Genomic DNA, 24,696 nt, shown 5'->3' with positions numbered 1-24,696 from the left:
CCGCCCACCCGTCGGGCTGCTCGCTTCGGCGCAACACCGCCACCCGTCCGGTGCCCGCCCGGCGAGCCGCCTTTACGCCCGCGGTGACCGGTTCCTCGACCACGGCCACCTGACCGCCCGCTCGACCTTCCCGTCCGGCACGAACACGTAACGCCACTTCGCCACGAGCCGCACCCGCTTCCCGTCGGCCACGGCCTCCCGCACGTACACGAGGACGGTGTCCGGGCCCCCGCCGGCGTCCGGCACCGGCACCTTGTACACCTTGGGCGGATTCCCGGTGGCGGTCACGAACACGGGCAGCGCCCGCCCGTCGAGGGGCCCGCCGACAAAGGGAATCTCTTCGCTCTTCACACCACCAGTGTCACGCAGAGCAGCGCACACCCGTCCCGCAGCCAGACCCGCAGTACCGCTCACAGCAGCCGCCCCGCATCGCTCACCACCGGCAGTATCCGCCGCGCCAGTTCCCCCACGGGGCCCTCCGGCGACTCCAGTGCGAGCGCGTACCGCACCACGTCCGCGGTCTGCGGGTCCCGGCCCGCCGTCGCCGTCAGGACCGCCATGAACTGGTCGACGAGCCCGTCGCGCAGCTCGTCGAGCGGCGGCTGCTTGTCCTCGTCGAGCCAGATCAGGGAGGCCGCCTCCACCGCCGTGATCCACATGCGGACGGTCATCCGCAGCCGCCGGCCCGGTTCGGCCTGGCCGAGGTGGCTGAGGACGTGCTCGGCCGCGGCCCGCCGCACCCCGTCCACGATCGCCGTCGTACGGGAGGTCTCCACCACGCTGCCGCCCTGGAGCAGCGCGGCGAACCCCATGTCGTGCTGGTCGACGAAGCCCAGGTAGCGGTCGAGCGCGCGGGTCAGGCGCGCGGTGAGCGGGCCCTCCGGGGGCTCCGCGAAGCACTGCTCCAGATCCTCGGCCGCGGAGCGCAGCGCGGCCTCGTACAACTGCTGCTTGCCGCCCGGGAAGTAGCGGTAGACGAGCGGCCGGGACACCCCCGCGGCCTCCGCCACGTCGTCGAGCGAGACCTCCTCCGGGGCCCGGTGCGCGAACAGCGACAGCGCCGATTCCAGCAACTGCGCCCGCCGCACCTCGACGCTGAGCCGCTTATAGGCGGGCGTGCCGGTTGCCGAGGTCATGTTCTGAGCGTAACCGGCACGTCGAGCCCACGGATCAGGCCAGAAGTCCCGAAGAGCGCCACATCTGGCGGCCGACGCCGCGCAGCACGCCGATGTCGTCGAGGAAGTCGGTCAGGCGCTTGGCCCCGGACTGCATGACCTCGCGGCGGTGGCCGCTGGCCTTGACCTGGGCCATGGCCTCCTTCTTGTCCAGGCCCACGTTCTCGTACACCTGGGGGTTGATGAACGCCACGGAGAAGACGCGGGCGAACTCACCCGAGGTGAGGCGCGTGAACTCCTGCGACCAGCGCGGCGCCGTCACCATCTGGCGCCGCAACTCCTCGCGTGCGTACCGGACATGGCGCGCCTCCTCCACGACGTGGATGCGCGTCACGCCGCGGATCAGCGTCTGCACGCGCTCGTCGGGGAACGTCAGCCGCTGCATCCAGTCGAGGACCTCCTCGCCGAGCAGCGTCGCCGTGAACGAACCGGGTGTGGTGGAGATGGTCTTGAAGAGCCGGCCCAGGTTGTGGTGGACGGGCGCCACCGGGTACCAGGGCGTCTCGCCGCGCTGGATCAGCCGCGCGAACATCTTCGAGTGCCGGCACTCGTCCTCGATCTCGGTCAGCGCGTAGCGCACGTGCGCGCTCGTCGCCGCCTTGTCGTACACGTGCCGCACGAGCAGCTGCATCAGGATCAGCTCGAACCAGATGCCGAGCGAGGCCAGCGCCGCCGCCTCGTGCTGGGAGAGGGCGATCCGCTGCTCCTCGCCCATCCGCTTCCACAGCGGGGTGCCGTACAGGGAGACCAGCTCGGGCGGCCAGAACCACTTGCCCGCCTCGAAGGGAGCGTTCCAGTCCAGTTCCTTGTCCGGGTCGAAGGAGTGCTTGGCGGAAGAGTCGAGCAGCCGCTCGGCCACCTGCTCCCGGTCCTTGAGCAGACCGAGCGCGTCGCGCAGTCCCGCCAGCGCGTCGGCTTCCGTCATGGTTGTCATGGCTGTCCCACCTCGTCGTACGGGAGTTGATCGAGCGATCGCGGGTTACTGGCGGTCACGCCTGCCTCGGTTCTTATGAGACTGCGCGTCAGCAAGCCCGTCAATCCCTTGCGCAGGACTCCGCACGACTTGTTGACCCCGCGTCTACCACCGTGTGAGCCTGCCAACATGGCGACGCATGAGCTGTACACCAAGGCCCCGAACGGGTCCAACTGGCAAGTACCGTCCGCCAGTTCGGCTCGCCTCAGCTGGGAATACGACGACGGGCGCGACCGTCTCCTCTCGCTCTACCAAAAGGGCAAGGACAAGCAGTGGGACGGCGCCAAGCGCATCGACTGGGACCTGGAGGTCGACCCGTACGACCCGCTCGGCACCCCCGACGACGCGCTGGCCCTCTACAACACGCCCTACTGGGCGAAGATGAGCGACAAGGACAAGGCCGAGCTGCGCAAGCACTCCGCCTCCTGGCAGTTCAGCCAGTTCCTGCACGGCGAGCAGGGCGCGATGGTGTGCGCCGCGCGGATCGTCGAGTCCGTGCCCGACCTCGACGCCAAGTTCTACTCCGCGACGCAGACCATGGACGAGGCGCGGCACGCGGAGATCTACGGCCGCTTCCTGCACGAGAAGCTCGGCATGCTCTACCCGATCAACGACAACCTCCAGTCGCTGCTCGGCGACACCCTGCGCGACTCCCGCTGGGACATGCCGTACCTGGGCATGCAGGTCCTGATCGAGGGCCTGGCGCTCGCCGCGTTCGGCCTGCTCCGCGACACCACGGACAAGCCGCTGCCCAAGCAGATCCTCGCGTACGTGATGCAGGACGAGGCCCGGCACGTCGCCTTCGGGCGGATGGCGCTGCGCGACTACTACAAGCAGCTCACGGATGCCGAACTGCGTGAGCGCGAGGAGTTCGTCATCGAGGGTTGCTACCTGATGCGCGACCGGCTGCGCGGCATCGAGGTCCTGGAGAACTTCGGCATCCCCAAGGTCGACGCGGAGAAGTACACGGAGCAGTCCGAATTCCTGGCCATGTTCCGCCAGTTGCTGTTCTCGCGGATCGTCCCGTGCGTCAAGGACATCGGCCTGTGGGGCAAGCGCCTGCAACAGGCCTACGTCGACATGGGTGTCTTCGACATGGGCAACTCCAACCTCGACCAGCTCATGGCCCAGGACGAGGAGATCGCCGAACAACTCGACGCGCAACGCTTCGCCGCGGAGGAGCAGGAGCGGGTGGCGGAGGTGGAGGAGGCGGTCGAGGCAGGCAAGTCAGTCTGACCCCAGCACGGCCTCCATCACCGACTTGGCGATGGGTGCCGCGCTGCCACCGCCACTGATGTCGTCGCGGTTCGCGGAGGCGTCCTCGACGACCACCGCGACCGCCACCTTCGGCGTGGCCGCGTCCTTCTCCTTGGCGTAGGAGATGAACCACGCATACGGCGTGCCCTCGTTGTTCTCGCCGTGCTGCGCCGTCCCCGTCTTGCCCCCGACCGTCGCACCGGAGATCCGCGCCCCCGTACCCGTCCCCTCGGAGACGACGTCCTCCATCATCTGCTGCAACTGCGTCGCCGTGTACGGAGACATGACCTGCTTGTAGGTGTCGCTACCGGTCTCCGAGACCGTGTCGCCGTCGTCCGTCGTGGTCTTGTCGACGAGGTGCGGCCGCATCAGCGCGCCCCCGTTGGCGACGGCCGAGGACACCATCGCCATCTGCAACGGAGTGGCAGCGGTGTCGTACTGGCCGATCGAGGAGAGCGCCAGCTGCGAGTCGTTCATGTCGGTGTCGAAGTTCGACTTGGCGGCGGCCATCGGGACCTTGATCCCGCTGTCGTTGAAGCCGAAGTTCTCGGACATCTTCACCATGTCCGAGAGCCCGGTCTTGACCCCCAGGTTGGCGAACACGGTGTTGCAGGAGACCCGCAGCGCGTACTCGAGCGTCGCGTCCGTGCAGGCGTCCGAGGAGGACTCGTTCGTCAGCTGCGTCGTCGTGCCCGGCAGGGTGTACGGGGACGGGGTGTCGGTCGACGCGTTGATGCCGCTCACCACGTTGTTCTCCAGGATCGCGGCCGCCGTGACCACCTTGAACGTGGAGCCCGGCGGATACGTCTGGCGCAGCGCCCGGTTGAGCATCGGCTGCTCATCGGACTTGTTCAGCTCGGCCCACGCCTCGGTCGAGGAGGAGTCGGTGCCGGCGATCCGCCCGGGGTCGTACGACGGGGTGGAGACCAGCGCAAGGATCTTCCCGGTCGACGGGTCGATCGCCGCCACCGCGCCCTTCTTGCCGCCCAGCCCGGAGTAAGCGGCCTCCTGCGCACGGGCGTTGATGGTCGTCTTCACGTTGCCGCCGGGCTCCTGGGCGCGCGAGATCTCGTTCCAGAACGGGAAGGGGGACAGCATCGGGTCGGTGCCGGAGAGGATGTCGTCCTCGGCGCTCTCCACGAACGTCGTCCCGTACGTCTGCGAGGCGTATCCGGTGACGGGCGCGTACAGCGGCCCGTTCTTGTACGTGCGCTCGTAGCGCAGCGACTCCCCGGTGTCCTTGGAGCCGGTGACCGACTTTCCCTGGACGAGGATGTCGCCGCGCGGCTGCCCGTAACGCTCGATCGTGGAGCGGCGGTTGGCCGAGTTGTCGTCGAGCTTGTCGGCCTGGAAGAACTGGATGCGGGCCGCGTTGATGAGCAGCGCGATCAGCAGGATCAGGCAGAAGACCGAGGCCCGGCGGATGTACTTGGTCACTTGACGCCCTCCACGGGTTCCGGGGCGGTCCCGGGGGACTCGGGCAGCAGCTGGCTCCGGGCCCGGTCGCTGACCCGGATGATGATCGCGACGATGATCCAGTTGGTGACGAGGGACGAACCGCCCTGCGCGAGGAACGGCATCGCCATGCCGGTGAGCGGGATGAGTCCCATCACGCCGCCCGCGATGACGAAGACCTGCAGCGCGACGATCGACGCGAGTCCGATGGAGAGCAGCCGGCCGAACGGATCGCGCAGCGCGAGCCCCGCCCGGTAGCCGCGCTCCACGAGCAGCGCGTACAGCAGGAAGATCGCGGTGAGCCCGGCGAGCCCCAGCTCCTCGCCGGCCGTCGCCAGGATGAAGTCCGACTTGGCGGCGAAGCCGATCAGGTTCGAGTGCCCGAGGCCGAGCCCGGTGCCGAGCATCCCGCCCGCCGCGAACGCGAACAGCGACTGCGCGAGCTGGCTGGCGCCCTGACCGGCGTCGATGGAGGCGAAGGGGTGCAGCCAGTCCTCGACGCGGCTGTGCACATGCGGCTCGAAGGAGGCGACGATGACCGCGCCCACGGCCGCGAGCACGAGCCCGATGACGATCCAGCCGCCGCGCCCCGACGCCACGTACAGCATGATCACGAACAGTCCGAAGAACAGCAGCGAGGTCCCGAGGTCCGTCTCCAGGACAAGGACCCCGACGGTCATCAGCCAGATCACCAGGATCGGCGCGAACACCCGCATCGTCGGCAGCTGGAACCGCCAGATCCGTTTGCCGGTGTACGCGAGGGCGTGCCGGTTGGCCGCGAGATAGCTGGCGAAGAAGATCGCGAGCAGGATCTTGGCGAACTCGCCCGGCTGGATGGAGAAGCTGCCGATCTGGATCCAGATCCGGGCGCCGTTGATCGGCGGGAAGAAGATCGGCAGGATCATCAGCACCAGGGCCGTGACCACGCTGATGTACGCGTATCTCTGGAGCACCCGGTGGTCGCGCAGGAACAGCACGGTGAGGATGAACAGGGCCACGCCCAGCGTCGACCAGATCAGCTGGGTGGGCGCCGCCTGGTCGCCCGGGGTCTCCAGGTCGAGCCGCCAGATCAGCACCAGGCCGAGCCCGTTGAGCAGCACGGCGATCGGCAGCACCAGCGGATCGGCGTACGGGGCGCGGAAGCGGACCACGAGGTGCGCGACGAGGGCGAGCGCCCCGAGCCCGGCGCCGTAGCCGAGCGCACCGCCCGGCACCCTGCTGTCCTTGGCGAGCCCGACGTCGATGTATCCGTAGACGCTGAGCAGCACGGCGACGACCAGCAGGGCCAGTTCGGTGCCCCGGCGCCGGGGGACGCGCACAGCGGGTACTGCGGAAGAGGCATTGGTTCCCGACGTACCCGATGTACCCGATGTTCCCGATGCGCCCGATGATCCGGTCATACCGGGAACGTAGCAAGCAAGTACCTGATATCAGGTCATGTCAGCACCAGCGCGGCACGGCGCCGATGTTCTGGATGTACTTCGCGGAACCCCACGCCCAGGTGCCGTCGGTGAGCAGGTACCAGTACGAGTTCCCGCCGACGCTGTCGCCCGAGGTCTTGCAGAAGATCGGGACGATCGCGCGGTACGGCTCGGAGCGGACGACCTTGGCGCCGCGGGCCGGGGCGTCGCGCAGCAGCAGCCCGGACTTGGCGATGACGCGGCCCTTGTAGACCGGCGGCGAGTCGCCGGCGCCGGAGCCGGCGGTCTGGGCGACGGCGGGGACGGCCGCGGTCGTGACGAGGGTGGCGACGGCGGCGATGCCCATACCGAGGCGGGTGGTGAGGGACATGCGAGTCCTCCTGAGGCGGGGGTGAGGATCGAGAGAGGGCGCCTTGAATACCCGGTTTCACCCTAAAAGCGGCACGCAGGGCGCGCAAAAGGTCACTCTCCGCCATCGCCCCTATGGCGCCCCGGACTCGGCCCCCTCGTACGGCAGCGTCAGCGTCGCCACCGCGCCACCGTCCGGCGCGTTCCCGAACTCCAGGCGCGCGCCCAGGACTTCGGCCTGACCGAGCGCGATGGTCAGGCCGAGCCCGTGTCCGCGGGCGCCGCCCTCGGTGCGGAAGCGCTGCGGCCCGTGCTCCACGAGGTAGCCGGGGTAGCCCGCGCCGTGGTCGCGCACCGTGATCACCGGTCCGTCCACGGTCAGGGTGACCGGTGCGGCGCCGTGCCGGTGCGCGTTCGCCACGAGATTGCCGAGGACCCGCTCCAGGCGCCGACGGTCCGTCAGCACGCAGACGTCCCGCACGAGTTCGACCTCGGTGGGCGTGCCGGACGCCCGCACCACCCGCTCCGCCACCGGGCCGAGCCGGTTCTCGTCCAGGTCGAGGCGCTCGCTGCGCGCGTCGAGCCGCGAGATCTCCAGCAGGTCCTCGGTGAGCGTGCGCAGCGCGGCGACCCGGTCCCGCACCAGCTCCGTGGGCCGCCCCGGCGGCAGCAGCTCTGCGGCGGCGTGCAGCCCGGTCAGCGGCGTGCGCAGCTCGTGCGCGACATCGGCCGTGAACCGCTGCTCGGTCAGGATCCTGGCCTGCAACGAACCGGCCATGCTGTCGAGCGCGCCCGCGACATCGGCCACCTCGTCGTGGCGCCGCCCCGGATCCTTCGTCCTGCGGTCGTCGACGCGCGCGTCCATGTCGCCCGCGCTGATCCTGCGCGCCACCCGCGCCGTCGCGTGCAGGCGCCGCGTCACGCGGGTCACCGCGAACGCGCCGACCAGCAGCGTCGCCCCGATCGCCAGCACGGACGAGGTGAGGATCGCCCCGTCGAGCCCGTCGATGGTGCGCCGGCCCTGCGCGAAGCCGAGCCGCACCGCGAGCGCCCGCCCGTCGCCCCGGCCGGTGGCCGCGGGGCCGGCCGCCCACATCGTCGGCCGCTCCGGGTGCTCCGCGATCATCGTGCCGCGCTCCCCGCGCGCGGCGAGGGCGCGCAACTCGGCGGGCAGGCCCGGCGGATCGATGCCCGCGCCCGGCGCGAGCCTGCCCCCGGCCTCGTACCGCTTGGTGGTGGACTCCAGGAGGGTGAGCGCGCGTTCGCGGGCCTGCCCCGTCGTCTGATCGGTGACCGAGACGTGCACGAGGACTCCGAGCAGCGCGGCGAGCGCACAGCACATCACGGTGATGAACGCGGTCGCCTTCCACGTCAGGGACGCGGTCCAGGCGGGCAGCCGGGGCATGCGCGGACTCACGAGCGGCTCGGCGACGGCACGTCAGGAGTGCGCTTGGCCCCGGTGCGCAGGATCTCGTCGCGGGTCGGCAGCATCGCCTTCTGGTGGGTGTCGTACGACCAGGACGTGCGGTACTCGTACCCGGACAGGTCGGCGGCGGCGCGCACCACGATGTTCCGGCCCGCCAGGTGCACGTTGATGACGGCGTCCTTGTCGTCCATGATCTGGGTCAGCTTGCCGTCGCGGTACGTGTACGCCTGCAGATACGCCTGGCGGTGCGGGGCGCGGACGGCGACGAGCAGATCGTCCGGGCCGTCGCCGGTCAGATCCCGGTAGTACCCGCCGAGCACGGGACAGTCCTTGGACGGGCAGTCCGCGACGTCGTCGGCGATGTCCTTGTAGTCGTCGGGCGCGGCGGCGACGCGGGCCCGCACGATCGTCACCGGGTCGACCGCGCGCAGCTTCCCGCCGGGCACCTTCACGCCCTTGACCACGGCCGTCTCCCCGGCGCCGTAGTCGTCGGCGGCGCGGGTCGCGGGCGGCAGCGTGGGCCACAGCCGCTCGGGCCCGACGGCCGTCGGGGTCGGCCCCGCGCTCTCCAGGCCACCCTGATCCCCGCATCCGGCACACACGCCCAGCAGTACGGCGGCGGACACGGCGAGGACGGGTCGGCCGAGGCGCCCAGGGCCTGTCGTCACTGCACTCCTGCCTGCCGGGTCGAACGGGTCGCGTTGGACATCATGCCGGGCCTGCGGGCTTCTTGCCCTGCGGCGGGCTTGCTGCTCCCATGGTCGTGGGGTGATGGGGCATGAGCGGACTGCGCGTCATACCGACCTGGCGGAACGGCCAGGAGTGGCTCTACGTGTGCGGGGACGACGGCACGAACGTCGCCTGGTACGACCGGGACGCGGGCCGGGTGACCCTGCTCAGCGAGACCCGGAGGGCGGATGTGCTCGACGTGCTCCGCCCGTTCATCGCCGGCCAGGTCGCCGTAGGACCGCCCCCGGTGCCGACCCCCGCCGAACTGGCCGGGCTCACCCTCCACCCCGACGACGACCTCGCGCCGAACCGGCCGGGCGAGGCCCTCGTCATCTCCCTGGACCGCGCCCCGGCCCCGCAGCGCCGGCTGCGCGCCGACCCGCGGCGCAGGGCGCTCGCCGCGCAGGCACGGGTGGGCGAGGTACTCGACGGCCTCGAGGCGGCCGGTTGGCGTGTGCTGCACTCGGTGCCGCTGCCCGGCGGCTCCCACATCCACCACCTGCTGATCGGCCCCGGCGGCCTGTTCGCGCTGCACGTGCTGCCCGTGCGCAGGCAACGGGTGCGGATCGGCGACCCCTGGGTGACGGCGGGCCGCGCGGAACGCCAGCCACTGCTGCGCCGGGTCCGGGCCGACGCCTCCCGGGCCTCCTTCGCCCTCACCGCGGAGGTCCGCGCGGGCCTGGTCCTGGTGGAACCGGCGACCGTCGAGGTGACGACACCGCCCCGCGACGTCCGCCTCTTCACGGACACCGACCTCACCCCCCTCACCCACACAGCCGCCCTCCTCAAACCGGCGGACGTGGAGGCGCTGCACATGATGGCGCGGGACAGGGCGACGTGGACGCGGGTGTGACCCACTTCAGGCATTTTCAGCCCCGCTCTTGGACGTGAGCCCGCGGGGTCCGGGGCGGAGCCCCGCGACCGCGACGCCATCCGCGTCACGGAAGCTCCCCGGCCCGGCCGACCTCGAACAACCCCGCGAGCAGATCCCCGTCCCGCCCCAGCCGCGCGGCAACGTCCGCCGCAACAAAAACCAGGTCCCCCGCAGAGCCGCACCCCTCGACCTCCCCCCACGTCACCGGCGCCGAAACCGTCGGAGACACCCGCGCCCGCACCGTATAAGGCGCAGCCGTCGTCTTCGCCGCCGAATTCTGACTGTGGTCGACGAACACCTTCCCGCGCCGCAGCCCCCGCGCCATCCGATGCACCACGAGCCGCGGCATCGCCGCCTCCGCCTCCTGGGCGAGCCCCTTCGCGTACGCACTGACCCGCTCCGACGCCGTGGGCACCAGCGGCACCAGCAGGTGCAGCCCCTTGGACCCGGACGTCTTCGCGTACGCCTCGAGCCCGTCCCGCGCCAACCGCTCCCGCAGCCACACACCCACCTCGCAGCACTGCACGATGTCGGCCGGCGCCCCGGGGTCCAGGTCGAACACGAGCCGGTCCGCCCGCCCCGGCGCCTCCGCCCGCCACTGCGGCACGTGGAACTCGGTGACCAGGTTCGCCGCCCACATCAACGTAGGCAGGTCCTGTACGAGGATCTGCCGCGAGCCCCCGTCCGAGCGCGGCACCTCGGCCGTCTTCACCCAGGAGGGTGTCCCCGGCGGCACGTTCTTGGCGAAGAACCGCTGGCCGTCCGGCCCGTCGGGGAAGCGCAGGAAGGAGACCGGGCGGTCCCGCAGATGCGGGAGCAGGGCCTCCGCGGCCGTCGCGTAGTAGTGCAGCAGCTCGCCCTTGGTGAACCCGGATCCCGGATACAGCACCTTGTCCAGGTTGCTGAGCGTGAGCCGCCGCCCCTCCACTTCTGTGATGGGCGCCATACGGTAATACTCTGGCAACCCAGCCCGTTATGTCGTCTCTGTCGCTCATGACGTGTATCGCGGCGCGAACCGGGAGGTCCACCGTGCGCTCCATATGGAACGGCGCCATCTCCTTCGGCCTGGTCAGCATCCCGATCAAGCTGGTCAACGCCACCGAGAACCACTCGATCTCCTTCCGCCAGATCCACCTGGAGGACGGCGGCCGCATCCGCTATCACAAGGTGTGCGAGCTGGAGGACAAGGAGATCCCGAACGACGAGATCGGCAAGGGCTACGAGGACGCGGACGGCTCGATCATCCCGATCACCGAGGACGACCTCGCCCAGCTCCCGATCCCCACGGCCAAGACCATCGAGATCGTCTCCTTCGTGCCGGCCGAGCGGATCGACCCGCTCCAGATGGGCACGGCGTACTACCTCCAGGCCAACGGCGTCCCGGCCGCCAAGCCGTACACGCTCCTGCGCGAGGCGCTCAAGCGCAGCAACAAGGTGGCCATCGCCAAGTTCGCGCTGCGCGGCAGGGAGCGGCTCGGGATGCTGCGGGTCGTCGACGACGTCATCGCGATGCACGGACTGCTCTGGCCGGACGAGATCCGCGCCCCCGAGGACGTCGCCCCCGAATCCCACGTCACGGTCCGCGACGCCGAACTCGATCTGGCGGACGCCCTGATGGACACGCTCGGCGAGGTCGACATGGACTCCCTCCACGACGACTACCGGGACGCCGTGGAGGAGATGATCGAGTCGAAGGCCTCCGGCACCGAACCGGCCGAGACCCCCAAGAAGTCGGACGGTGGCGGCGGCAAGGTCATCGACCTCATGTCGGCGCTGGAGAGTAGCGTCCGGGCGGCCAAGAAGGCGCGGGACGAGGGCGAGGAGGGCGAGGACGTGGCCGAGGTGACGGAGCTGTCCTCCCGGTCCCGTACGAAGAAGTCCACCGCCAAGAAGAGCGCGGCCACGAAGAAGACGGCGGCCAAGAAGTCCACCGCGAAGAAGTCCGCCCCGGCGAAGAAGACGGCCGTCGCCAAGAAGACCACCGCCAAGAAGTCGACCTCGTCGAAGAAGACGACCTCGGCAAAGAAGAAGCCGACGCCTCGCAAGAAGACGTCGGCTTGAGCGTGTAAGCCCCGCTCTTGGACGAGAGGCCGCGGGGCCCGGGGCAGAGCCCCGAGACCGCAATCCCGTCGCCGGGCACCAAGGCGGCTAGCGCCCCCTGGCAAGCTTCGCGGCGTCCCGCTTGAACGCCCACTCCATCTTCGGTTCCATCACGAACCGGAACATCCGCTGCACCGGTGGCGTGCACAGCACGGTGATCAGGCTGCCCGCGAGCAGCGTCACCACGACCTCGCCCCACGGGGTGTGCATCCAGGCGTTGTCGTACCAGTCCCAGAAGCGGGAGCCCTTGGCGACGAAGCCGTGCAGCAGGTAGCCGTACAGCGTGCCCGCGCCGAGCGCCGTGAACCAGAGCTTGCGGCCCGGCACCCACGCGAAGAAGCACGCGGTGAGGATCACCGAGCAGCCGAACATGGCCAGGGTCATGACGATTCCGGTCCAGCCGGGCGCGCCCAACTCCTGGGCGCTGTCCCGGTGGTACGTCCACGCCGCGGTCATCCGCGGCGCCGCCCAGTACGCGAACAGCAGCGCGGCCGCGAAGACCGGCACCGCGATGATCCGCGCCTCCTTGCGGCGCACCAGCTGGAAGTGCTCAGGCTTCAAGCACAGGCCGAGGACGAAGAACGGCAGGAACTGCAGCAGGCGCTGCATGTCCAGGTCGTCGCCGATGCTGGGGGAGACGGAGGCGAGCGCCGCGATGGCGAGCGCCACCGGCAGCGGCCAGCGGATCGTCTTCCAGATCGGCGTGCTCAGGCGCCACACGAACAGCGAGACCAGGAACCAGGTGAGGTACCAGGGGTCGAGGAGGCTGAAGTCGTATCCGGGATCGTCACCGGCGTACCGCTTGAAGAGCGTGTAGACGACCTCGAACACCACGTACGGCACCGCCACCCCCGTGATCAGCCGCTTGAGCCGAGCGGGGCTCGCGTCGAACGACCGCGAGAAGTAGCCGGAGATCACGATGAACGCCGGCATGTGGAACGTGTACACGATGATGTAGAGGGCGGAGGCCGCCCGGCTCCCGTCGCGCAGCGGCTCCCAGGAGTGGCCCATCGCGACCAGGACGATCGCCAGGTACTTGGCGTTGTCGTAGAACGCGTCACGGGCCTTGCCGGACTTCGGTGTCGCGGTGGTGGCCGGTGTGGCCGCCTGTCTCCTGGACGGAGTGCTCGCGGGTGCGACGGTGTCCTGCTGATCGGGCAGCGGGGCCCGATGAGCCGCGAGCTGTACCGGTTCGCTCACGATCCCTCCCGTTGGGAACCCCGGCTACCGGATACGCATCTTCCTGGATTCGTGAGGTTCAAGTGGCTGCGAGACATCGACCGAACCGTAGTCATGCGGTGGGGCACGAGTAAACCTGGATCGAGTCCGCGTGGCGGCTCTCACAGTCCTGATCAGGAATGACCATCACTCAAACGGGTTCGCTACCGGTCTCCGTAGCGAGAAGTCGACAACGGCCGAAAGTGCTCGTCAGCCGAGCCCGGCTTCCGCGACCCGCCGCAACAGCCCGTGCAGCGTCTCGCATTCGTCCTCGTCCAGCGGTGCGAGCAGCTCGCTCGTCACCCGCAGTCCCGCCTCGTCCGTGCCGCGCAGAAAGTCCCGCCCGTCGTCCGTGAGCACGACGATCCGCGTGCGCCGGTCGCCGGGGGACGGCCGCCGCTCGACGAACGAGGCCTTCTCCAGGTCGTCGACCAGACCCACGATCGCGCTCGGGTCGTAGCCGAGCTGCGCGCTCAACTCCCTTTGGGGCGCGCCCTCGCCGGTGGCCAGGAAGCGCAGCACCGCGTAGTGGCGCAGGCGGAGCCCCGACTCCTGGAGCGAGGCGTTGAACAGCTGCCCCGAGCGCAGGCCGAGCCGGTACAGCAGATAGCCCGTGTCGGCGTGCAGCCCGCGCATCCATGGCTCGTGCGCGTCGATCGGGGCGGGGGTCATGGGGTCTCCCTGGGGTGGGCCGGGCCTGCGGTGTGCCGCGACAGTCTCTCGTACATACGGGTCGGCGACAACTATTGACGTCACCAATTATTGCTCTTAGCTTCCTTCTTGCCCCACGTATCGCCGTACCGCTGGCAGGAAGGGATCCACACGTGTCCATCGATCTCACCGGGAAGGCGGCCGTCGTCACCGGCGGCGGCCGTGGCCTCGGCCTCTCCTACGCCCATGCCCTCGCCGCCCACGGCGCCTCGGTCGTCGTCAACGACGTCGACGAGGCCGTCGCCGAAGCGGCCGTGAAGTCCATCAGGGAGGCGGGCGGAACGGCCGTCGCCGAGGTGGTCCCGGTCGGCACGGCGGAGGCCGCGGACCGTCTGGTGGCGCGGGCGGTGAGCGAGTTCGGCCGCCTCGACGTCCTGGTCACCAACGCCGGCATCCTGCGCGACAAGGTCCTGTGGAAGATGACCGACGACGACTTCGACGCGGTGCTCACCACCCACCTGAAGGGCACCTTCACCTGCGCCCGCGCCGCCGCGGTCCGCATGCGCGAGCAGGGCGAGGGAGGCACGCTCGTCCTCGTCGGCTCGCCCGCGGGGCAACGGGGCAATTTCGGCCAGACGAACTACGCCGCCGCGAAGGCCGGCATCGTCGCCATGGCCCGTACGTGGTCGATGGAGCTGGCCCGGGCGAACATCACGGTCAACGCGATCGTCCCGGTCGCCGCGACGGCCATGACGGAGACGATCCCGGCCTTCGCCCCGTACATCGAGGCGATGCACGCCGGCGAACCGCTCCCGTCCTTCCTGCGCAAGGGCGAGGGCTTCGGCACACCGGAGGACTGCGCGGCCCTCGTTCCCTTCCTCGCCTCCGAAGCGGCCCGCGCTGTCACCGGCCAGGCGATCGGCATCGGAGGCGACCGGCTCACGCTCTGGTCGCACCCGCAGGAGATCAAGTCGGCGTACGCGGACGGGGGCTGGACCCCGGACACGATCGCCGACGCGTGGCCCACGTCGGTCGGCGCCGAACTCCAGACGAGCGGCATCCCCGCACCGAAGATTCCGGAGGGGGAGGCCCGATGAACGCGATGAACATCGACGAGCTGGCGGCGATCGACGTCCACACCCACGCGGAGGTGTCCTCCAAGGGGAAGGCCTCCCTCTCGGACGACCTCCACGAGGCCTCGTCCGCGTACTTCAAGACTGAGGGCAAGCGGAAGCCGACGCTCGAGGAGACGGCCGCGTACTACCGCGAGCGGAACATGGCGGCCGTGATCTTCACTGTCGACGCGGAGTCCGCGACGGGCACGGAACCGGTCCCGAACGAGGAGGTCGCGGAGGCGGCGGCCGCCCACCCGGACGTCCTGATCCCTTTCGCCTCGATCGACCCGTTCCGGGGCAAGGCCGGGGTGAAGCAGGCCCGCCGCCTGGTGGAGGAATACGGAGTAAAGGGCTTTAAATTCCACCCTTCCATCCAGGCCTTCTTCCCCAACGACCGTGCGGTCGCCTACGAGTTGTACGAGCTGATCGAGGAAACGGGCACCATCGCCCTCTTCCACACCGGCCAGACGGGCATCGGCGCGGGCGTTCCCGGCGGCGGCGGAATCCGCCTGAAGTACTCGAACCCCCTGTACGTGGACGACGTGGCGGCCGACTTCCCGCACCTCAAAATCATCCTGGCGCACCCGTCGTTCCCCTGGCAGGACGAGGCGTTGGCGGTGGCGACGCACAAGCCGGGCGTGCACATCGACCTCTCCGGCTGGTCCCCGAAGTACTTCCCGCCCCAGCTGATCCAGTACGCGAACACGCTCCTCAAGGACAAGGTCCTCTTCGGCTCGGACTACCCGGTCCTGACCCCGGACCGCTGGCTCGCGGACTTCGCGAAGCTCCAGATCAAGGACGAGGTCCGCCCCAAGATCCTCAAGGAGAACGCGGCACGCCTGCTCGGCCTGACAAAGCCGTGACGTACCCGTAGGAGGCACGGATGCGCAACGAGGGACTGGGATCATGGCCCGCACGCCGGGCCCGCAAGACCCCGCACCGCACCGCCCTGATCCACAACGGCACCACCTACACATACGCCGACCTGCACGACCGCATGACCCGCCTGGCACACGCCCTGCGAGCCCAGGGCGTGCGCCGTGGCGACCGCGTCGCGTACCTCGGCCCGAACCACCCCTCGTACCTGGAGACGCTGTTCGCGGCGGGCACTCTGGGGGCAGTCTTCGTCCCCCTGAACACCCGCCTGTCGACAGCCGAACTCGCCTACCAAATAGCCGACTCGGGAGCGAAAACCCTCCTGCACACGGGAGACGGGGAACAGGCGAGGACACTGTCGGTCCCGGTGACAATCGAGGCCGAAGGAGCCGGCTACGAGGACCTCCTCGCATCCGCCCCTTCCTCGGACCCGGTCGACGAGGCGGTCGGCGGCGACGACGTCTGCCTCATCATGTACACCTCGGGCACGACGGGCCGCCCCAAGGGCGCGATGCTCACCCACGCCAACCTGACCTGGAACGCGATCAACGTCCTGGTCGACCACGACCTGATCGCGGACGAGGTCGCCCTGGTCTCGGCCCCCCTCTTCCACACGGCGGGCCTGAACATGCTGACGCTGCCGGTGCTGCTCAAGGGCGGCACATGCGTCCTGGTCGACGCCTTCGACCCGGCAGGCACGTTCGCATTGATGGAGCAGTACGGGATCACCTTCATGTTCGGCGTCCCGACGATGTTCGACCTGCTGACCCGCCAGCCCGCGTGGCCGACCGCGGACCTCTCCTCCCTACGCCTCCTGACCTGCGGCGGCGCCCCGGTGCCGCCGCCGCTGATCGCGGCCTACCAGGAACGCGGCCTCACCTTCCTCCAGGGCTACGGCATGACGGAAGCGGCCCCCGGCACCCTCTTCCTCGACGCGGAGCACGCGGTGAGCAAGGCGGGCTCGGCGGGCGTGCCGCACTTCTTCAGCGACGTACAGGTGGTGGGCCCGGACCTGACGCCGGTGGCCGCCGACGAGACGGGCGAGGTGGTGGTCCGCGGCCCGCACGTGATGCCGGGCTACTGGGGCCTGCCGTCGGAGACCGAAGCAGCCTTCTCCGACGGCTGGTTCCGCACCGGAGACGCGGCACGGGTGGACGCCGACGGCTACGTCACCATCGTCGACCGCTTCAAGGACATGATCATCTCGGGCGGCGAGAACGTCTACCCCGCCGAGATCGAGGCCGCGCTCCTGGCCCACCCCGATGTGGCGGAGTGCGCGGTGATAGGCGTCCCCGACGAGAAATGGGGCGAGGTCCCCCGCGCCATAGTCGTCCCGCGCGAGGGCACGGCCCCACCCGCTGAATCGCTCCTCGCCTCCCTCTCCGGCCGACTGGCGAAATACAAAATCCCCAAGTCCCTCCTCCTGGTGGAGGAACTCCCACGCACGGCCTCCGGAAAGCTCATCAAATCCCGCCTGCGTACGACCTACGGCCCCGACGAACAGGACAGCGGAAAACAATGACCACGACTCTCACGGTGAACGGCCTCGCCGAGCTCAAGAAGCTGTCCGGCACGGACCTCGGCACCAGCGACTGGCTCGAGATCACCCAGGACCGCATCAACACGTTCGCCGACGCGACGGGCGACCACCAGTGGATCCACGTGGACCCCGAACGCGCCGCGGCGGGCCCCTTCGGCGCCCCGATCGCCCACGGCTACCTGACCCTCTCCCTCTTCATCCCCCTCTTCACCGACCTCCTGGACGTCCAGGGCGTCACCACAAAGGTCAACTACGGCCTCAACAAGGTCCGCTTCCCGTCCCCGGTCAAGGCCGGCTCCCGCATCCGCCTGTCGGCGCGGGTGGCATCGGTGGAAGAGGTGCCAGGCGACGGAGCCCAAATCACCATCGACGGAACCATAGAAATAGAGGGCGCCCCCAAGCCGGCCGCCGTCCTCCAAAGCATCTCCCGCTTCTACGCCTGACCGCGGTCGGAGCGTATGTGTGACGCGGTGACTGTGACGGCTGGCCACGACATTTCGGTGGTCAGCCGTCACAGAGTTCATACTCCGGCCGGCTGAGACGGCAGCCGTCGCTGGTCCGCCCCTCACGTGCGGCAAGATGCGGGTCAGCAACGGCAGTTGATCCATCACGCCGATGTGGGATGTGGTGGCCTCGAGCGGTTCGGGGTGCACGGCCCAGGTCCCTAGTTCCCGAGCAGCCGCGCCTTCTGCTGATTGAACTCGTCCTGCGTCAACACGCCTTGCTCGACAAGCGCCTTCAGCTTCCCAAGCTCGTCTGCCACAGAGGCGGACTGGGGTTGAGCTGCTTCCGGGGAGTGGGGAGATCCGTTCTCGTTGGCCAACTGTGCAGCAAGCGTGTTGAACGCGTTCACGTATTGATTGGCGGCTCGCAGGTTTGTGGAGTCTGGTGTGACGCTATACGTCTGTGCGGCCCCGTTGCCGAAGGTCACATTTATCAGCGCCGCCCCTTTGTTCTTCCGTCCTGCCAAAGCGGAGACGCCCCCTGTTGCAACGCCACCTGCGAGCCTTGTCGCGGTCCATGCCTTGTGAGCACCTGCATTGACGAAGTCAGCCTGACCGCCAACCACCGGCCCTTGGGCAGTCACGCCGAACTTGGACGACGGCCACAGGTGCATCATCGCCGCGTTGTTCATCGTCTTCTCAGCAGGATGCAACTTGCGCCAGTCCTTCAGCGCTTCTTTATCTGCCTGCCGTTTGTCAGCGGCTTGCGAACGTGCCTGCTGCTTTTCTTCGCGCTCAGCCGCCTTCTGCGCAGATTTTTTGGGGTCGCGCTTGAACATGATCCTCATCAGCCCCTTTGGAGGAGAGGATGGAGCTGAGGTCAGCGCCTCGTCCAGTCTCCCGCTGTGGACCGGGGGACACCAGGCTGGCGGCACGACTGTGCCATTGCGTCACCACCCCTGCCGCCACGTCGTAAGCGCCGGCTCGGCCGACAGCTGCATCTACGGTCACGAGGAAGCGGCCGACGCGAAGACCGCAAGGCAATGGAAGAAGAGGGCGACACCTCTGACGAACGGGTCGGAGGTGTGTCGCGAACAGCCGTAGACAACGAGAAAGAGCGGGAGTCAGTGAGACTGACTCCCGCTCTCTCATGTCGGCATCCGCCCAGCTCAGCACGTGGTTCTGGCTGACTGTGTGGCGAGTGCCCCCGGCAGGATTCGAACCTGCGCACACGGCTCCGGAGGCCGTTGCTCTATCCCCTGAGCTACGGGGGCGTGCGCCGCGCTGTGCGTGGCGACGGGTAGAACACTACCAGCTCCTTTGAGGTCCTCAGGAACGGGTTATCGGGCGGGGAGCGGCGGGGTTCGTGTCGCCTGTAGGGGGCGGAAGTGGGGAAAACCCGGACGCGGTGGCCGGTGTCGACCTACTCTCGAGTTGTGCCAGGCGCGTCCGGCCGAGTCCTTGTCGTGGACGACAACAAGGTGATTCGGCAGCTGATCAGGGTCAATCTCGAGCTGGAGGGCTTCGAGGTCGTGACCGCGGCCGACGGTGCCGAATGTTTGGACGTGATCGACCAGGTGCGGCCCGATGTCGTCACGCTGGACGTCGTCATGCCCCGGCTCGACGGGCTGCGCACCGCCGCCCGGCTGCGGGCGGACGCCCGTACGCGTTCGCTGCCCATCGTCGTCGTCAGCGCCTGCACCCAGTACGAGGTGGAGAGCGGGCTCGACGTCGGCGTCGACGCGTTTCTCGCCAAGCCCTTCGAGCCCAGCGAACTGGTGCGCGTCGTACGGCAGTTGAGCGAGCAGGGGCGTACGGGGGCGGGTCCCGCCGGCGCCTCCCGGGCGGGCGCGGGGCGCCCCGTGAGTGCCGCCGATGACGCCGAGCAGGCCACCCGCACCGCCGACGCTTGAGCGTCCCGCCGGCCCGGCTCCCCGTCCGCATCCCGGACCTTCCGGGAAACCGACTCGCCTACCCACCCCCCTCCTCCCATACGCTTGTCCCGTGACCCCCGCCGAGCTCTCCCGCACCGTCCTGCGCGCCGTCCGTCGCGCGGTCGACGACGGTGAGCTCGACGCGGCCGTGTGCGCGGCGGGCGAGGAGCGGATCGTCGTCGAGCGGCCGCGGGCCGGCGGGCAGGGGGACTACGCCACGAACGTCGCGCTGCAGCTCGCCCGCCCTGCCGGACGGCCACCGCGTCAGGTCGCCGAGATCCTGTCCCGTCGGCTCGGGGAGAGCCCCGGTATCGACGGTGTCGTCGTCACAGGACCCGGGTTCCTCAATTTCAGGCTGTCGGAATCCGCGTCCGCCTCCGGCGCGCTCGTCGCGGAGATCCTGCGAGCAGGGGATCGATACGGGTTCGTAGAAGCCGAAGCAGCCTCCACCGGTCACGTTGTTCAGTTGCGTGCCCCCGACGAGGTGCGCGCCCTCGTCGTCATGGAATCCGTCGCCCGACTGCTGCGTTCGCAGGGCGTCCTCGTACGGACCAGTTGTGCGGGCCGGCCCCGGCCCGAGTGGGTCGACGTCCTCGGCGTCCACGTCGACGAGACCGGCAGCGCCCCCGTCGGCGTCAACGTCCGGCCCGTGCCCGCCCCCGCCGACCCCGTACCGCTCGGCCGCGACGCCGCCCGCTGGGCCCTGCTCCACCCGGCGGGCCACGACCGGCCCCGCATCGGAGACGAGTACGACGAGCACGAGCACCTCGCCCAGCGCGAGTCCAACCCGCTCTTCCGCGTCCGGTACGCCCACGCCCGCACCCACGCCCTGACCCGCAACGCCGCGGACCTCGGCTTCACCGGAGCCGTCGACCCCACCGGGCAGGACGGTCACGAAGACCTCGTCGCCGCGCTTGCCGACCACCCCCGCATCCTCCGCACCGCGGCCGCGCAGCACGCCCCCGACCGGCTCGCCCGGCACCTCGTCGGCGTCGCCGACACCTTCATGGCCTCGCTCCACCCGGCCGTACTGCCCCACGGCGAGGAGAAACCCTCGGCCGCCCACCGTGCCCGGCTCGCGCTCGCCGAAGCCGTCGGGACGGTGCTCGCAGGCGGCCTGACCCTGCTCGGCATCGACGCACCCGAACATCTGTGACACAGAAGTAGACGAAGAGAGCCACCGCAGCCATGAGCCGTTCCGCACACCCCGCAGGACCCCGTCACGCCGACGTCCTGCCCGAGGGCCACTACACCGCCCCGGCCGCCGACCTGAACGCCCTCGACCCGAAGGTGTGGGCGCAGACCGTGGCCCGTACCGACGACGGTGGTGTCACCGTCGGCGGCATCGAGGTCGCCCGGCTCGCCGAGGAGTTCGGCACCCCGGCGTACTTCCTCGACGAGACCGACTTCCGCGCCCGGTGCGCCGCCTGGCGCGACGCCTTCGGGCCCGACGCCGATGTCTTCTACGCCGGTAAGGCCTTCCTCAGCCGCGCCGTCGTGCGGTGGCTGGACGAGGAGGGGCTGAATCTGGATGTGTGCTCGGGTGGTGAGCTCGCCACCGCGCTCTCCGCCGGCATGCCCGCCGAGCGCATCGCCTTCCACGGCAACAACAAGACCGAGGAAGAGATCAGCCGCGCGGTCCAGGTCGGCGTCGGGCGCATCGTGCTCGACTCCTTCCAGGAGATCGCGCGCGTCGCCCACATCGCCGACGGCCTCGGCAAGCGGCAGCGCGTGCAGATCCGCGTCACCGTGGGCGTCGAGGCACACACCCACGAATTCATCGCCACCGCGCACGAGGACCAGAAGTTCGGCATCGCCCTCGCCGACGGGCAGGCGGCGGAGGCCGTGCGGCGCGCCATCAAGCTGGACGGCATCGAACTCATCGGCATCCACAGCCACATCGGGTCGCAGATCTTCGACATGGCGGGCTTCGAGGTCGCCGCCCGGCGCGTCGTCGGGCTGCTCGCCGAGATCCGTGACGAGCACGGGATCGAGCTTCCCGAGATCGACCTCGGCGGCGGCCTCGGCATCGCCTACACCAGCGACGACGACCCCCGCGAGCCGCACGAGATCGCCAAGGCGCTGAACGAGATCGTCGGCCGTGAGTGCGAGGCGGCCAACCTCCGCACCCCCCGCATCTCGGTCGAGCCGGGCCGCGCCATCGTCGGCCCGACCGCCTTCACGCTCTACACCGTCGGCACCGTCAAGCCGCTCGAAGGACTGCGTACCTACGTCTCCGTCGACGGCGGCATGTCCGACAACATCCGTACGGCGCTGTACGACGCCGAGTACACCGTCGCCCTCGTCTCCCGCCGCTCCGACGCCGAGCCGATGCTCGTCCGTGTCGTCGGCAAGCACTGTGAGAGTGGCGACATCGTCGTGAAGGACGCCTTCCTTCCGGCTGACGTGGCGGCCGGGGATCTGATCGCCGTGCCCGCCACCGGCGCGTACTGCCGTTCCATGGCCAGCAACTACAACCACGCGCTTCGCCCGCCCGTCGTCGCCGTGCGCGACGGCGAGGCCCGGGTGATCGTCCGGCGCGAGACGGAGGAAGATCTCCTGCGTCTCGACGTCGGATAAATGAAATCTACGTCTCACGATCCGGACCGGGGGCTGAAACCCCGGTCCGGTGGGTGAGACTGGACCCACCGTAGATACACGTAGCGATACACGTAGAGATACGTCGAAGTATCGGAAGCAGTAGAGGAAACGAGGTCGCATGATGCGTACGCGTCCACTGAAGGTGGCGCTGCTGGGCTGTGGGGTTGTCGGCTCAGAGGTGGCGCGCATCATGACGACGCACGCCGACGACCTCGCCGCCCGGATCGGTGCCCCCGTCGAGCTCGCGGGTGTGGCCGTGCGGCGGCCCGACCGGGTGCGCGAGGGAATCGATCCCGCGCTGGTCACCACGGACGCCACCGCGCTCGTGAAACGCGGCGACATCGACGTGGTGGTCGAGGTCATCGGCGGGATCGAGCCCGCGCGCACGCTGATCACCACCGCCTTCGAGCACGGCGCCTCCGTCGTCTCCGCCAACAAGGCGCTCGTCGCCCAGGACGGCGACGCCCTGCACGCCGCGGCCGTCGAGCACGGCGAGGACCTCTACTACGAGGCCGCGGTCGCCGGCGCGATCCCGCTGGTCAGGCCGCTGCGCGAGTCGCTCGCCGGGGACAAGGTCAACCGCGTCCTCGGCATCGTGAACGGCACGACGAACTTCATCCTCGACGCCATGGACTCGACCGGCGCCGGCTACCAGGAAGCGCTCGACGAGGCCACCGCCCTCGGGTACGCCGAAGCCGACCCGACCGCCGACGTCGAGGGCTTCGACGCCGCCGCCAAGGCCGCCATCCTCGCCGGGATCGCCTTCCACACCCGCGTCCGCCTCGACGACGTGTACCGCGAGGGCATGACCGAGGTCACCGCCGCCGACTTCGCGTCCGCGAAGCAGATGGGCTGCACCATCAAGCTGCTCGCCATCTGCGAGCGGGCCGCCGACGGGCAGTCCGTCACCGCCCGCGTGCACCCGGCGATGATCCCGCTGTCCCACCCGCTGGCCTCCGTGCGCGGCGCGTACAACGCCGTCTTCGTCGAGGCCGAGGCCGCGGGCCAGCTCATGTTCTACGGGCCCGGCGCCGGCGGCTCGCCGACCGCGTCCGCCGTACTCGGCGACCTCGTCGCCGTCTGCCGCAACCGCCTCAATGGCGCGACGGGACCCGGCCAGTCCGCGTACACGCAGCTGCCCGTCTCGCCGATGGGCGATGTCGTGACGCGGTACCACATCAGCCTCGACGTGGCCGACAAGCCCGGCGTTCTCGCGCAGGTGGCGACGGTCTTCGCCGAGCACGGTGTCTCCATCGACACCGTGCGCCAGTCGGGGAAGGACGGCGAGGCCTCCCTCGTCGTCGTCACCCACCGCGCGGCCGACGCGGCCCTCACCGGGACCGTGGACGCGCTGCGTCAGCTCGACACCGTGCGCGGTGTCGCCAGCATCATGCGTGTTGAAGGGGAGTAGCAGCTCATGACCGGACAGACCCACCAGTGGCGCGGCATCATCGAGGAGTACCGGGACCGGCTCCCGGTGACCGACACCACGCCGGTCGTGACACTGCGCGAGGGCGGTACGCCGCTCGTGCCCGCGCAGATGCTCTCCGAGCGCACCGGCTGTGAGGTGCACCTGAAGGTCGAGGGCGCCAACCCGACCGGTTCGTTCAAGGACCGCGGCATGACCATGGCCATCACGAAGGCCAAGGAGGAGGGCGCGAAGGCCGTCATCTGCGCCTCCACCGGCAACACCTCGGCCTCCGCCGCCGCGTACGCCGTGCGGGCCGGCATGGTCTGCGCCGTCCTCGTGCCGCAGGGCAAGATCGCGCTCGGCAAGATGGGCCAGGCGCTCGTCTACGGCTCGAAGATCCTCCAGGTCGACGGCAACTTCGACGACTGCCTGAACCTGGCCCGCGCCCTCTCCGAGAACTACCCGGTGGCGCTGGTCAACTCGGTGAACCCGTTCCGCATCGAGGGCCAGAAGACCGCCTCGTTCGAGATCGTGGACGCGCTCGGCGACGCGCCCGACATCCACGTCCTCCCGGTCGGCAACGCCGGCAACATCACGGCGTACTGGAAGGGCTACAAGGAGTACGCCGCCGACAACGTCTCCTCCCGTACGCCGCGGATGTGGGGCTTCCAGGCCTCAGGATCCGCGCCGATCGTGCGCGGCGAGGTCGTCAAGGACCCCTCGACGATCGCCACCGCGATTCGCATCGGCAACCCCGCCTCGTGGCAGCACGCGCTCGCCGCGCGCGAGGAGTCCGGCGGCTTCATCGACGAGGTGACGGACCGTGAGATCCTGCGCGCCTACAAGCTGTTGGCGTCCCAGGAGGGTGTCTTCGTCGAGCCCGCTTCGGCCGCGTCCGTCGCCGGTCTGCTGAAGGCCGCCGAAGAGGGCAAGGTCGACCCCGGCCAGAAGATCGTCTGCACCGTCACGGGCAACGGTCTGAAGGACCCGGACTGGGCCGTCGCCGGTGCTCCGCAGCCGGTCACCGTGCCGGTCGACTCCGCCGCGGCCGCCGAGCGTCTCGGTCTCGCCTGAGCCGTACGACTCGTCGCACGACTCGGCGGGCGACTCTTTAGGCGACGCTGACACGCCGTCAACTGGGCGTTTCCG

General features: G+C 69.7%; 24 protein-coding genes and 1 tRNA gene. 12 read left to right on the top strand and 13 right to left on the bottom strand.

The features are described from left to right. Window positions 1–72: 72 nt before the first annotated feature. From ACOKM3_RS15980 to ACOKM3_RS15970, 3 genes are read right to left on the bottom strand one after another with little or no spacing between them, the layout of a single operon-like run. Entirely contained in the window at window positions 73–351 is a 279-nt protein-coding gene (locus ACOKM3_RS15980; RefSeq protein ID WP_426901034.1) for a hypothetical protein, read from the bottom strand. A 59-nt stretch (window positions 352–410) separates the two neighbouring features. Then, window positions 411–1,136, bottom strand: a complete 726-nt coding sequence (locus ACOKM3_RS15975; RefSeq protein ID WP_426901032.1) for a TetR/AcrR family transcriptional regulator — start codon at window positions 1,134–1,136, stop codon at window positions 411–413. 34 nt (window positions 1,137–1,170) lie between these two features. After that, window positions 1,171–2,109 carry an AurF N-oxygenase family protein gene (locus ACOKM3_RS15970; RefSeq protein WP_426901030.1) on the bottom strand — a complete coding sequence of 313 codons (939 nt, stop codon included), beginning with the start codon at window positions 2,107–2,109 and terminating at the stop codon, window positions 1,171–1,173. Between the two features lie 168 nt (window positions 2,110–2,277). Between ACOKM3_RS15970 and ACOKM3_RS15965 the strand changes: the two genes are divergently transcribed. Further along, complete coding sequence (locus ACOKM3_RS15965; RefSeq protein WP_426901028.1) at window positions 2,278–3,384, top strand: ferritin-like domain-containing protein; 1,107 nt, start codon at window positions 2,278–2,280, stop codon at window positions 3,382–3,384. Here ACOKM3_RS15965 and ACOKM3_RS15960 read toward each other — a convergent pair. The 5 genes from ACOKM3_RS15960 to ACOKM3_RS15940 all read right to left on the bottom strand — a co-directional run bounded on the left by ACOKM3_RS15960 (window position 3,376) and on the right by ACOKM3_RS15940 (window position 8,723). After that, a complete protein-coding gene (locus ACOKM3_RS15960) occupies window positions 3,376–4,842 on the bottom strand; it encodes a penicillin-binding transpeptidase domain-containing protein (protein WP_426901026.1) in 1,467 nt (488 codons plus the stop codon). The two genes, ACOKM3_RS15965 and ACOKM3_RS15960, sit on opposite strands and share 9 nt — an antisense overlap. Then, window positions 4,839–6,179, bottom strand: a complete 1,341-nt coding sequence (locus tag ACOKM3_RS15955) for an FtsW/RodA/SpoVE family cell cycle protein (protein ID WP_426901024.1) — start codon at window positions 6,177–6,179, stop codon at window positions 4,839–4,841. The genes ACOKM3_RS15960 and ACOKM3_RS15955 overlap by 4 nt, the downstream gene beginning before the upstream one ends. Before the next feature lie 121 nt (window positions 6,180–6,300). Beyond that, on the bottom strand, window positions 6,301–6,651 hold the full coding sequence (locus ACOKM3_RS15950) for an SH3 domain-containing protein (protein ID WP_426901022.1): 351 nt from the start codon (window positions 6,649–6,651) through the stop codon (window positions 6,301–6,303). A 111-nt stretch (window positions 6,652–6,762) separates the two neighbouring features. Continuing rightward, window positions 6,763–8,034: an ATP-binding protein gene (locus tag ACOKM3_RS15945; RefSeq protein WP_426901020.1), complete on the bottom strand. Its 1,272-nt coding sequence runs from the start codon at window positions 8,032–8,034 to the stop codon at window positions 6,763–6,765. An 8-nt stretch (window positions 8,035–8,042) separates the two neighbouring features. After that, on the bottom strand, window positions 8,043–8,723 hold the full coding sequence (locus tag ACOKM3_RS15940; RefSeq protein WP_426901018.1) for a hypothetical protein: 681 nt from the start codon (window positions 8,721–8,723) through the stop codon (window positions 8,043–8,045). 110 nt (window positions 8,724–8,833) lie between these two features. On the opposite strand from ACOKM3_RS15940, the gene ACOKM3_RS15935 reads away from it, so the two are divergent. Beyond that, on the top strand, window positions 8,834–9,637 hold the full coding sequence (locus ACOKM3_RS15935) for an NERD domain-containing protein (protein WP_426901016.1): 804 nt from the start codon (window positions 8,834–8,836) through the stop codon (window positions 9,635–9,637). Between the two features lie 85 nt (window positions 9,638–9,722). Here ACOKM3_RS15935 and ligD read toward each other — a convergent pair whose 3' ends face one another. Continuing rightward, window positions 9,723–10,604, bottom strand: coding sequence for a non-homologous end-joining DNA ligase (ligD, locus tag ACOKM3_RS15930; RefSeq protein ID WP_426901014.1), 882 nt, complete (start codon window positions 10,602–10,604; stop codon window positions 9,723–9,725). A gap of 83 nt (window positions 10,605–10,687) precedes the next feature. On the opposite strand from ligD, the gene ku reads away from it, so the two are divergent. Next, window positions 10,688–11,719, top strand: coding sequence for a non-homologous end joining protein Ku (gene ku / locus ACOKM3_RS15925; protein ID WP_426901012.1), 1,032 nt, complete (start codon window positions 10,688–10,690; stop codon window positions 11,717–11,719). Between the two features lie 87 nt (window positions 11,720–11,806). Here ku and ACOKM3_RS15920 read toward each other — a convergent pair whose 3' ends face one another. Together ACOKM3_RS15920 and ACOKM3_RS15915 are read right to left on the bottom strand one after the other, a co-directional pair. Continuing rightward, window positions 11,807–12,958, bottom strand: a complete 1,152-nt coding sequence (locus ACOKM3_RS15920; protein WP_426901010.1) for an acyltransferase family protein — start codon at window positions 12,956–12,958, stop codon at window positions 11,807–11,809. Between the two features lie 228 nt (window positions 12,959–13,186). Further along, complete coding sequence (locus ACOKM3_RS15915; protein WP_426901008.1) at window positions 13,187–13,648, bottom strand: MarR family winged helix-turn-helix transcriptional regulator; 462 nt, start codon at window positions 13,646–13,648, stop codon at window positions 13,187–13,189. 152 nt (window positions 13,649–13,800) lie between these two features. On the opposite strand from ACOKM3_RS15915, the gene ACOKM3_RS15910 reads away from it, so the two are divergent. The 4 genes from ACOKM3_RS15910 to ACOKM3_RS15895 are packed head-to-tail and all read left to right on the top strand — an operon-like array spanning window position 13,801 to window position 17,601. Further along, on the top strand, window positions 13,801–14,724 hold the full coding sequence (locus ACOKM3_RS15910; protein ID WP_426901006.1) for an SDR family NAD(P)-dependent oxidoreductase: 924 nt from the start codon (window positions 13,801–13,803) through the stop codon (window positions 14,722–14,724). Window positions 14,725–14,729: 5 nt separating this feature from the next. Beyond that, a complete protein-coding gene (locus tag ACOKM3_RS15905) occupies window positions 14,730–15,605 on the top strand; it encodes an amidohydrolase family protein (protein WP_426906806.1) in 876 nt (291 codons plus the stop codon). Between the two features lie 20 nt (window positions 15,606–15,625). Then, entirely contained in the window at window positions 15,626–17,140 is a 1,515-nt protein-coding gene (gene menE / locus ACOKM3_RS15900) for an o-succinylbenzoate--CoA ligase (RefSeq protein WP_426901004.1), read from the top strand. Beyond that, window positions 17,137–17,601: a MaoC family dehydratase gene (locus ACOKM3_RS15895; protein WP_426901002.1), complete on the top strand. Its 465-nt coding sequence runs from the start codon at window positions 17,137–17,139 to the stop codon at window positions 17,599–17,601. The genes menE and ACOKM3_RS15895 overlap by 4 nt, the downstream gene beginning before the upstream one ends. A gap of 221 nt (window positions 17,602–17,822) precedes the next feature. Here ACOKM3_RS15895 and ACOKM3_RS15890 read toward each other — a convergent pair whose 3' ends face one another. Both ACOKM3_RS15890 and ACOKM3_RS15885 read right to left on the bottom strand, forming a co-directional pair. Next, window positions 17,823–18,440, bottom strand: coding sequence for an SHOCT domain-containing protein (locus ACOKM3_RS15890; protein ID WP_426901000.1), 618 nt, complete (start codon window positions 18,438–18,440; stop codon window positions 17,823–17,825). Window positions 18,441–18,803: 363 nt separating this feature from the next. Continuing rightward, window positions 18,804–18,875: transfer RNA gene (locus tag ACOKM3_RS15885), tRNA-Arg, on the bottom strand. A 114-nt stretch (window positions 18,876–18,989) separates the two neighbouring features. Here ACOKM3_RS15885 and ACOKM3_RS15880 point away from each other — a divergent pair. The 5 genes from ACOKM3_RS15880 to thrC all read left to right on the top strand — a co-directional run bounded on the left by ACOKM3_RS15880 (window position 18,990) and on the right by thrC (window position 24,621). Beyond that, window positions 18,990–19,514 (top strand): response regulator, encoded by a 525-nt coding sequence (locus ACOKM3_RS15880; protein WP_426900998.1) that lies wholly within the window; start codon window positions 18,990–18,992, stop codon window positions 19,512–19,514. Window positions 19,515–19,605: 91 nt separating this feature from the next. Further along, complete coding sequence (gene nrtL, locus ACOKM3_RS15875) at window positions 19,606–20,691, top strand: ArgS-related anticodon-binding protein NrtL (protein ID WP_426900996.1); 1,086 nt, start codon at window positions 19,606–19,608, stop codon at window positions 20,689–20,691. Between the two features lie 32 nt (window positions 20,692–20,723). Continuing rightward, window positions 20,724–22,115, top strand: coding sequence for a diaminopimelate decarboxylase (gene lysA / locus ACOKM3_RS15870; RefSeq protein WP_426900994.1), 1,392 nt, complete (start codon window positions 20,724–20,726; stop codon window positions 22,113–22,115). Between the two features lie 139 nt (window positions 22,116–22,254). Further along, window positions 22,255–23,547 carry a homoserine dehydrogenase gene (locus ACOKM3_RS15865; protein WP_426900992.1) on the top strand — a complete coding sequence of 431 codons (1,293 nt, stop codon included), beginning with the start codon at window positions 22,255–22,257 and terminating at the stop codon, window positions 23,545–23,547. Window positions 23,548–23,553: 6 nt separating this feature from the next. Further along, a complete protein-coding gene (gene thrC / locus ACOKM3_RS15860) occupies window positions 23,554–24,621 on the top strand; it encodes a threonine synthase (protein WP_426900990.1) in 1,068 nt (355 codons plus the stop codon). Window positions 24,622–24,696: the final 75 nt, after the last annotated feature.

The sequence above is a fragment of the Streptomyces nidicola genome, assembly GCF_050106155.1.
Lineage (GTDB): Bacteria > Actinomycetota > Actinomycetes > Streptomycetales > Streptomycetaceae > Streptomyces.
This window is presented reverse-complemented; position numbering and strand designations above follow the sequence as displayed.

Excerpts from the sequence above, each read along its gene's own strand:
- ACOKM3_RS15935 (WP_426901016.1), top strand. The coding sequence starts at position 8,834 with ATGAGCGGACTGCGCGTCATACCGACCTGGCGGAACGGCCAGGAGTGG.
- ACOKM3_RS15965 (WP_426901028.1), top strand. The coding sequence starts at position 2,278 with ATGGCGACGCATGAGCTGTACACCAAGGCCCCGAACGGGTCCAACTGG.
- ACOKM3_RS15895 (WP_426901002.1), top strand. The coding sequence starts at position 17,137 with ATGACCACGACTCTCACGGTGAACGGCCTCGCCGAGCTCAAGAAGCTG.
- ACOKM3_RS15890 (WP_426901000.1), bottom strand. The coding sequence starts at position 18,440 with ATGTTCAAGCGCGACCCCAAAAAATCTGCGCAGAAGGCGGCTGAGCGC.
- ACOKM3_RS15865 (WP_426900992.1), top strand. The coding sequence starts at position 22,255 with ATGATGCGTACGCGTCCACTGAAGGTGGCGCTGCTGGGCTGTGGGGTT.
- menE (WP_426901004.1), top strand. The coding sequence starts at position 15,626 with ATGCGCAACGAGGGACTGGGATCATGGCCCGCACGCCGGGCCCGCAAG.
- ACOKM3_RS15975 (WP_426901032.1), bottom strand. The coding sequence starts at position 1,136 with ATGACCTCGGCAACCGGCACGCCCGCCTATAAGCGGCTCAGCGTCGAG.
- ACOKM3_RS15915 (WP_426901008.1), bottom strand. The coding sequence starts at position 13,648 with ATGACCCCCGCCCCGATCGACGCGCACGAGCCATGGATGCGCGGGCTG.
- ACOKM3_RS15970 (WP_426901030.1), bottom strand. The coding sequence starts at position 2,109 with ATGACAACCATGACGGAAGCCGACGCGCTGGCGGGACTGCGCGACGCG.
- thrC (WP_426900990.1), top strand. The coding sequence starts at position 23,554 with ATGACCGGACAGACCCACCAGTGGCGCGGCATCATCGAGGAGTACCGG.
- ligD (WP_426901014.1), bottom strand. The coding sequence starts at position 10,604 with ATGGCGCCCATCACAGAAGTGGAGGGGCGGCGGCTCACGCTCAGCAAC.
- ACOKM3_RS15945 (WP_426901020.1), bottom strand. The coding sequence starts at position 8,034 with ATGCCCCGGCTGCCCGCCTGGACCGCGTCCCTGACGTGGAAGGCGACC.
- ACOKM3_RS15950 (WP_426901022.1), bottom strand. The coding sequence starts at position 6,651 with ATGTCCCTCACCACCCGCCTCGGTATGGGCATCGCCGCCGTCGCCACC.
- ACOKM3_RS15905 (WP_426906806.1), top strand. The coding sequence starts at position 14,730 with ATGAACATCGACGAGCTGGCGGCGATCGACGTCCACACCCACGCGGAG.
- lysA (WP_426900994.1), top strand. The coding sequence starts at position 20,724 with ATGAGCCGTTCCGCACACCCCGCAGGACCCCGTCACGCCGACGTCCTG.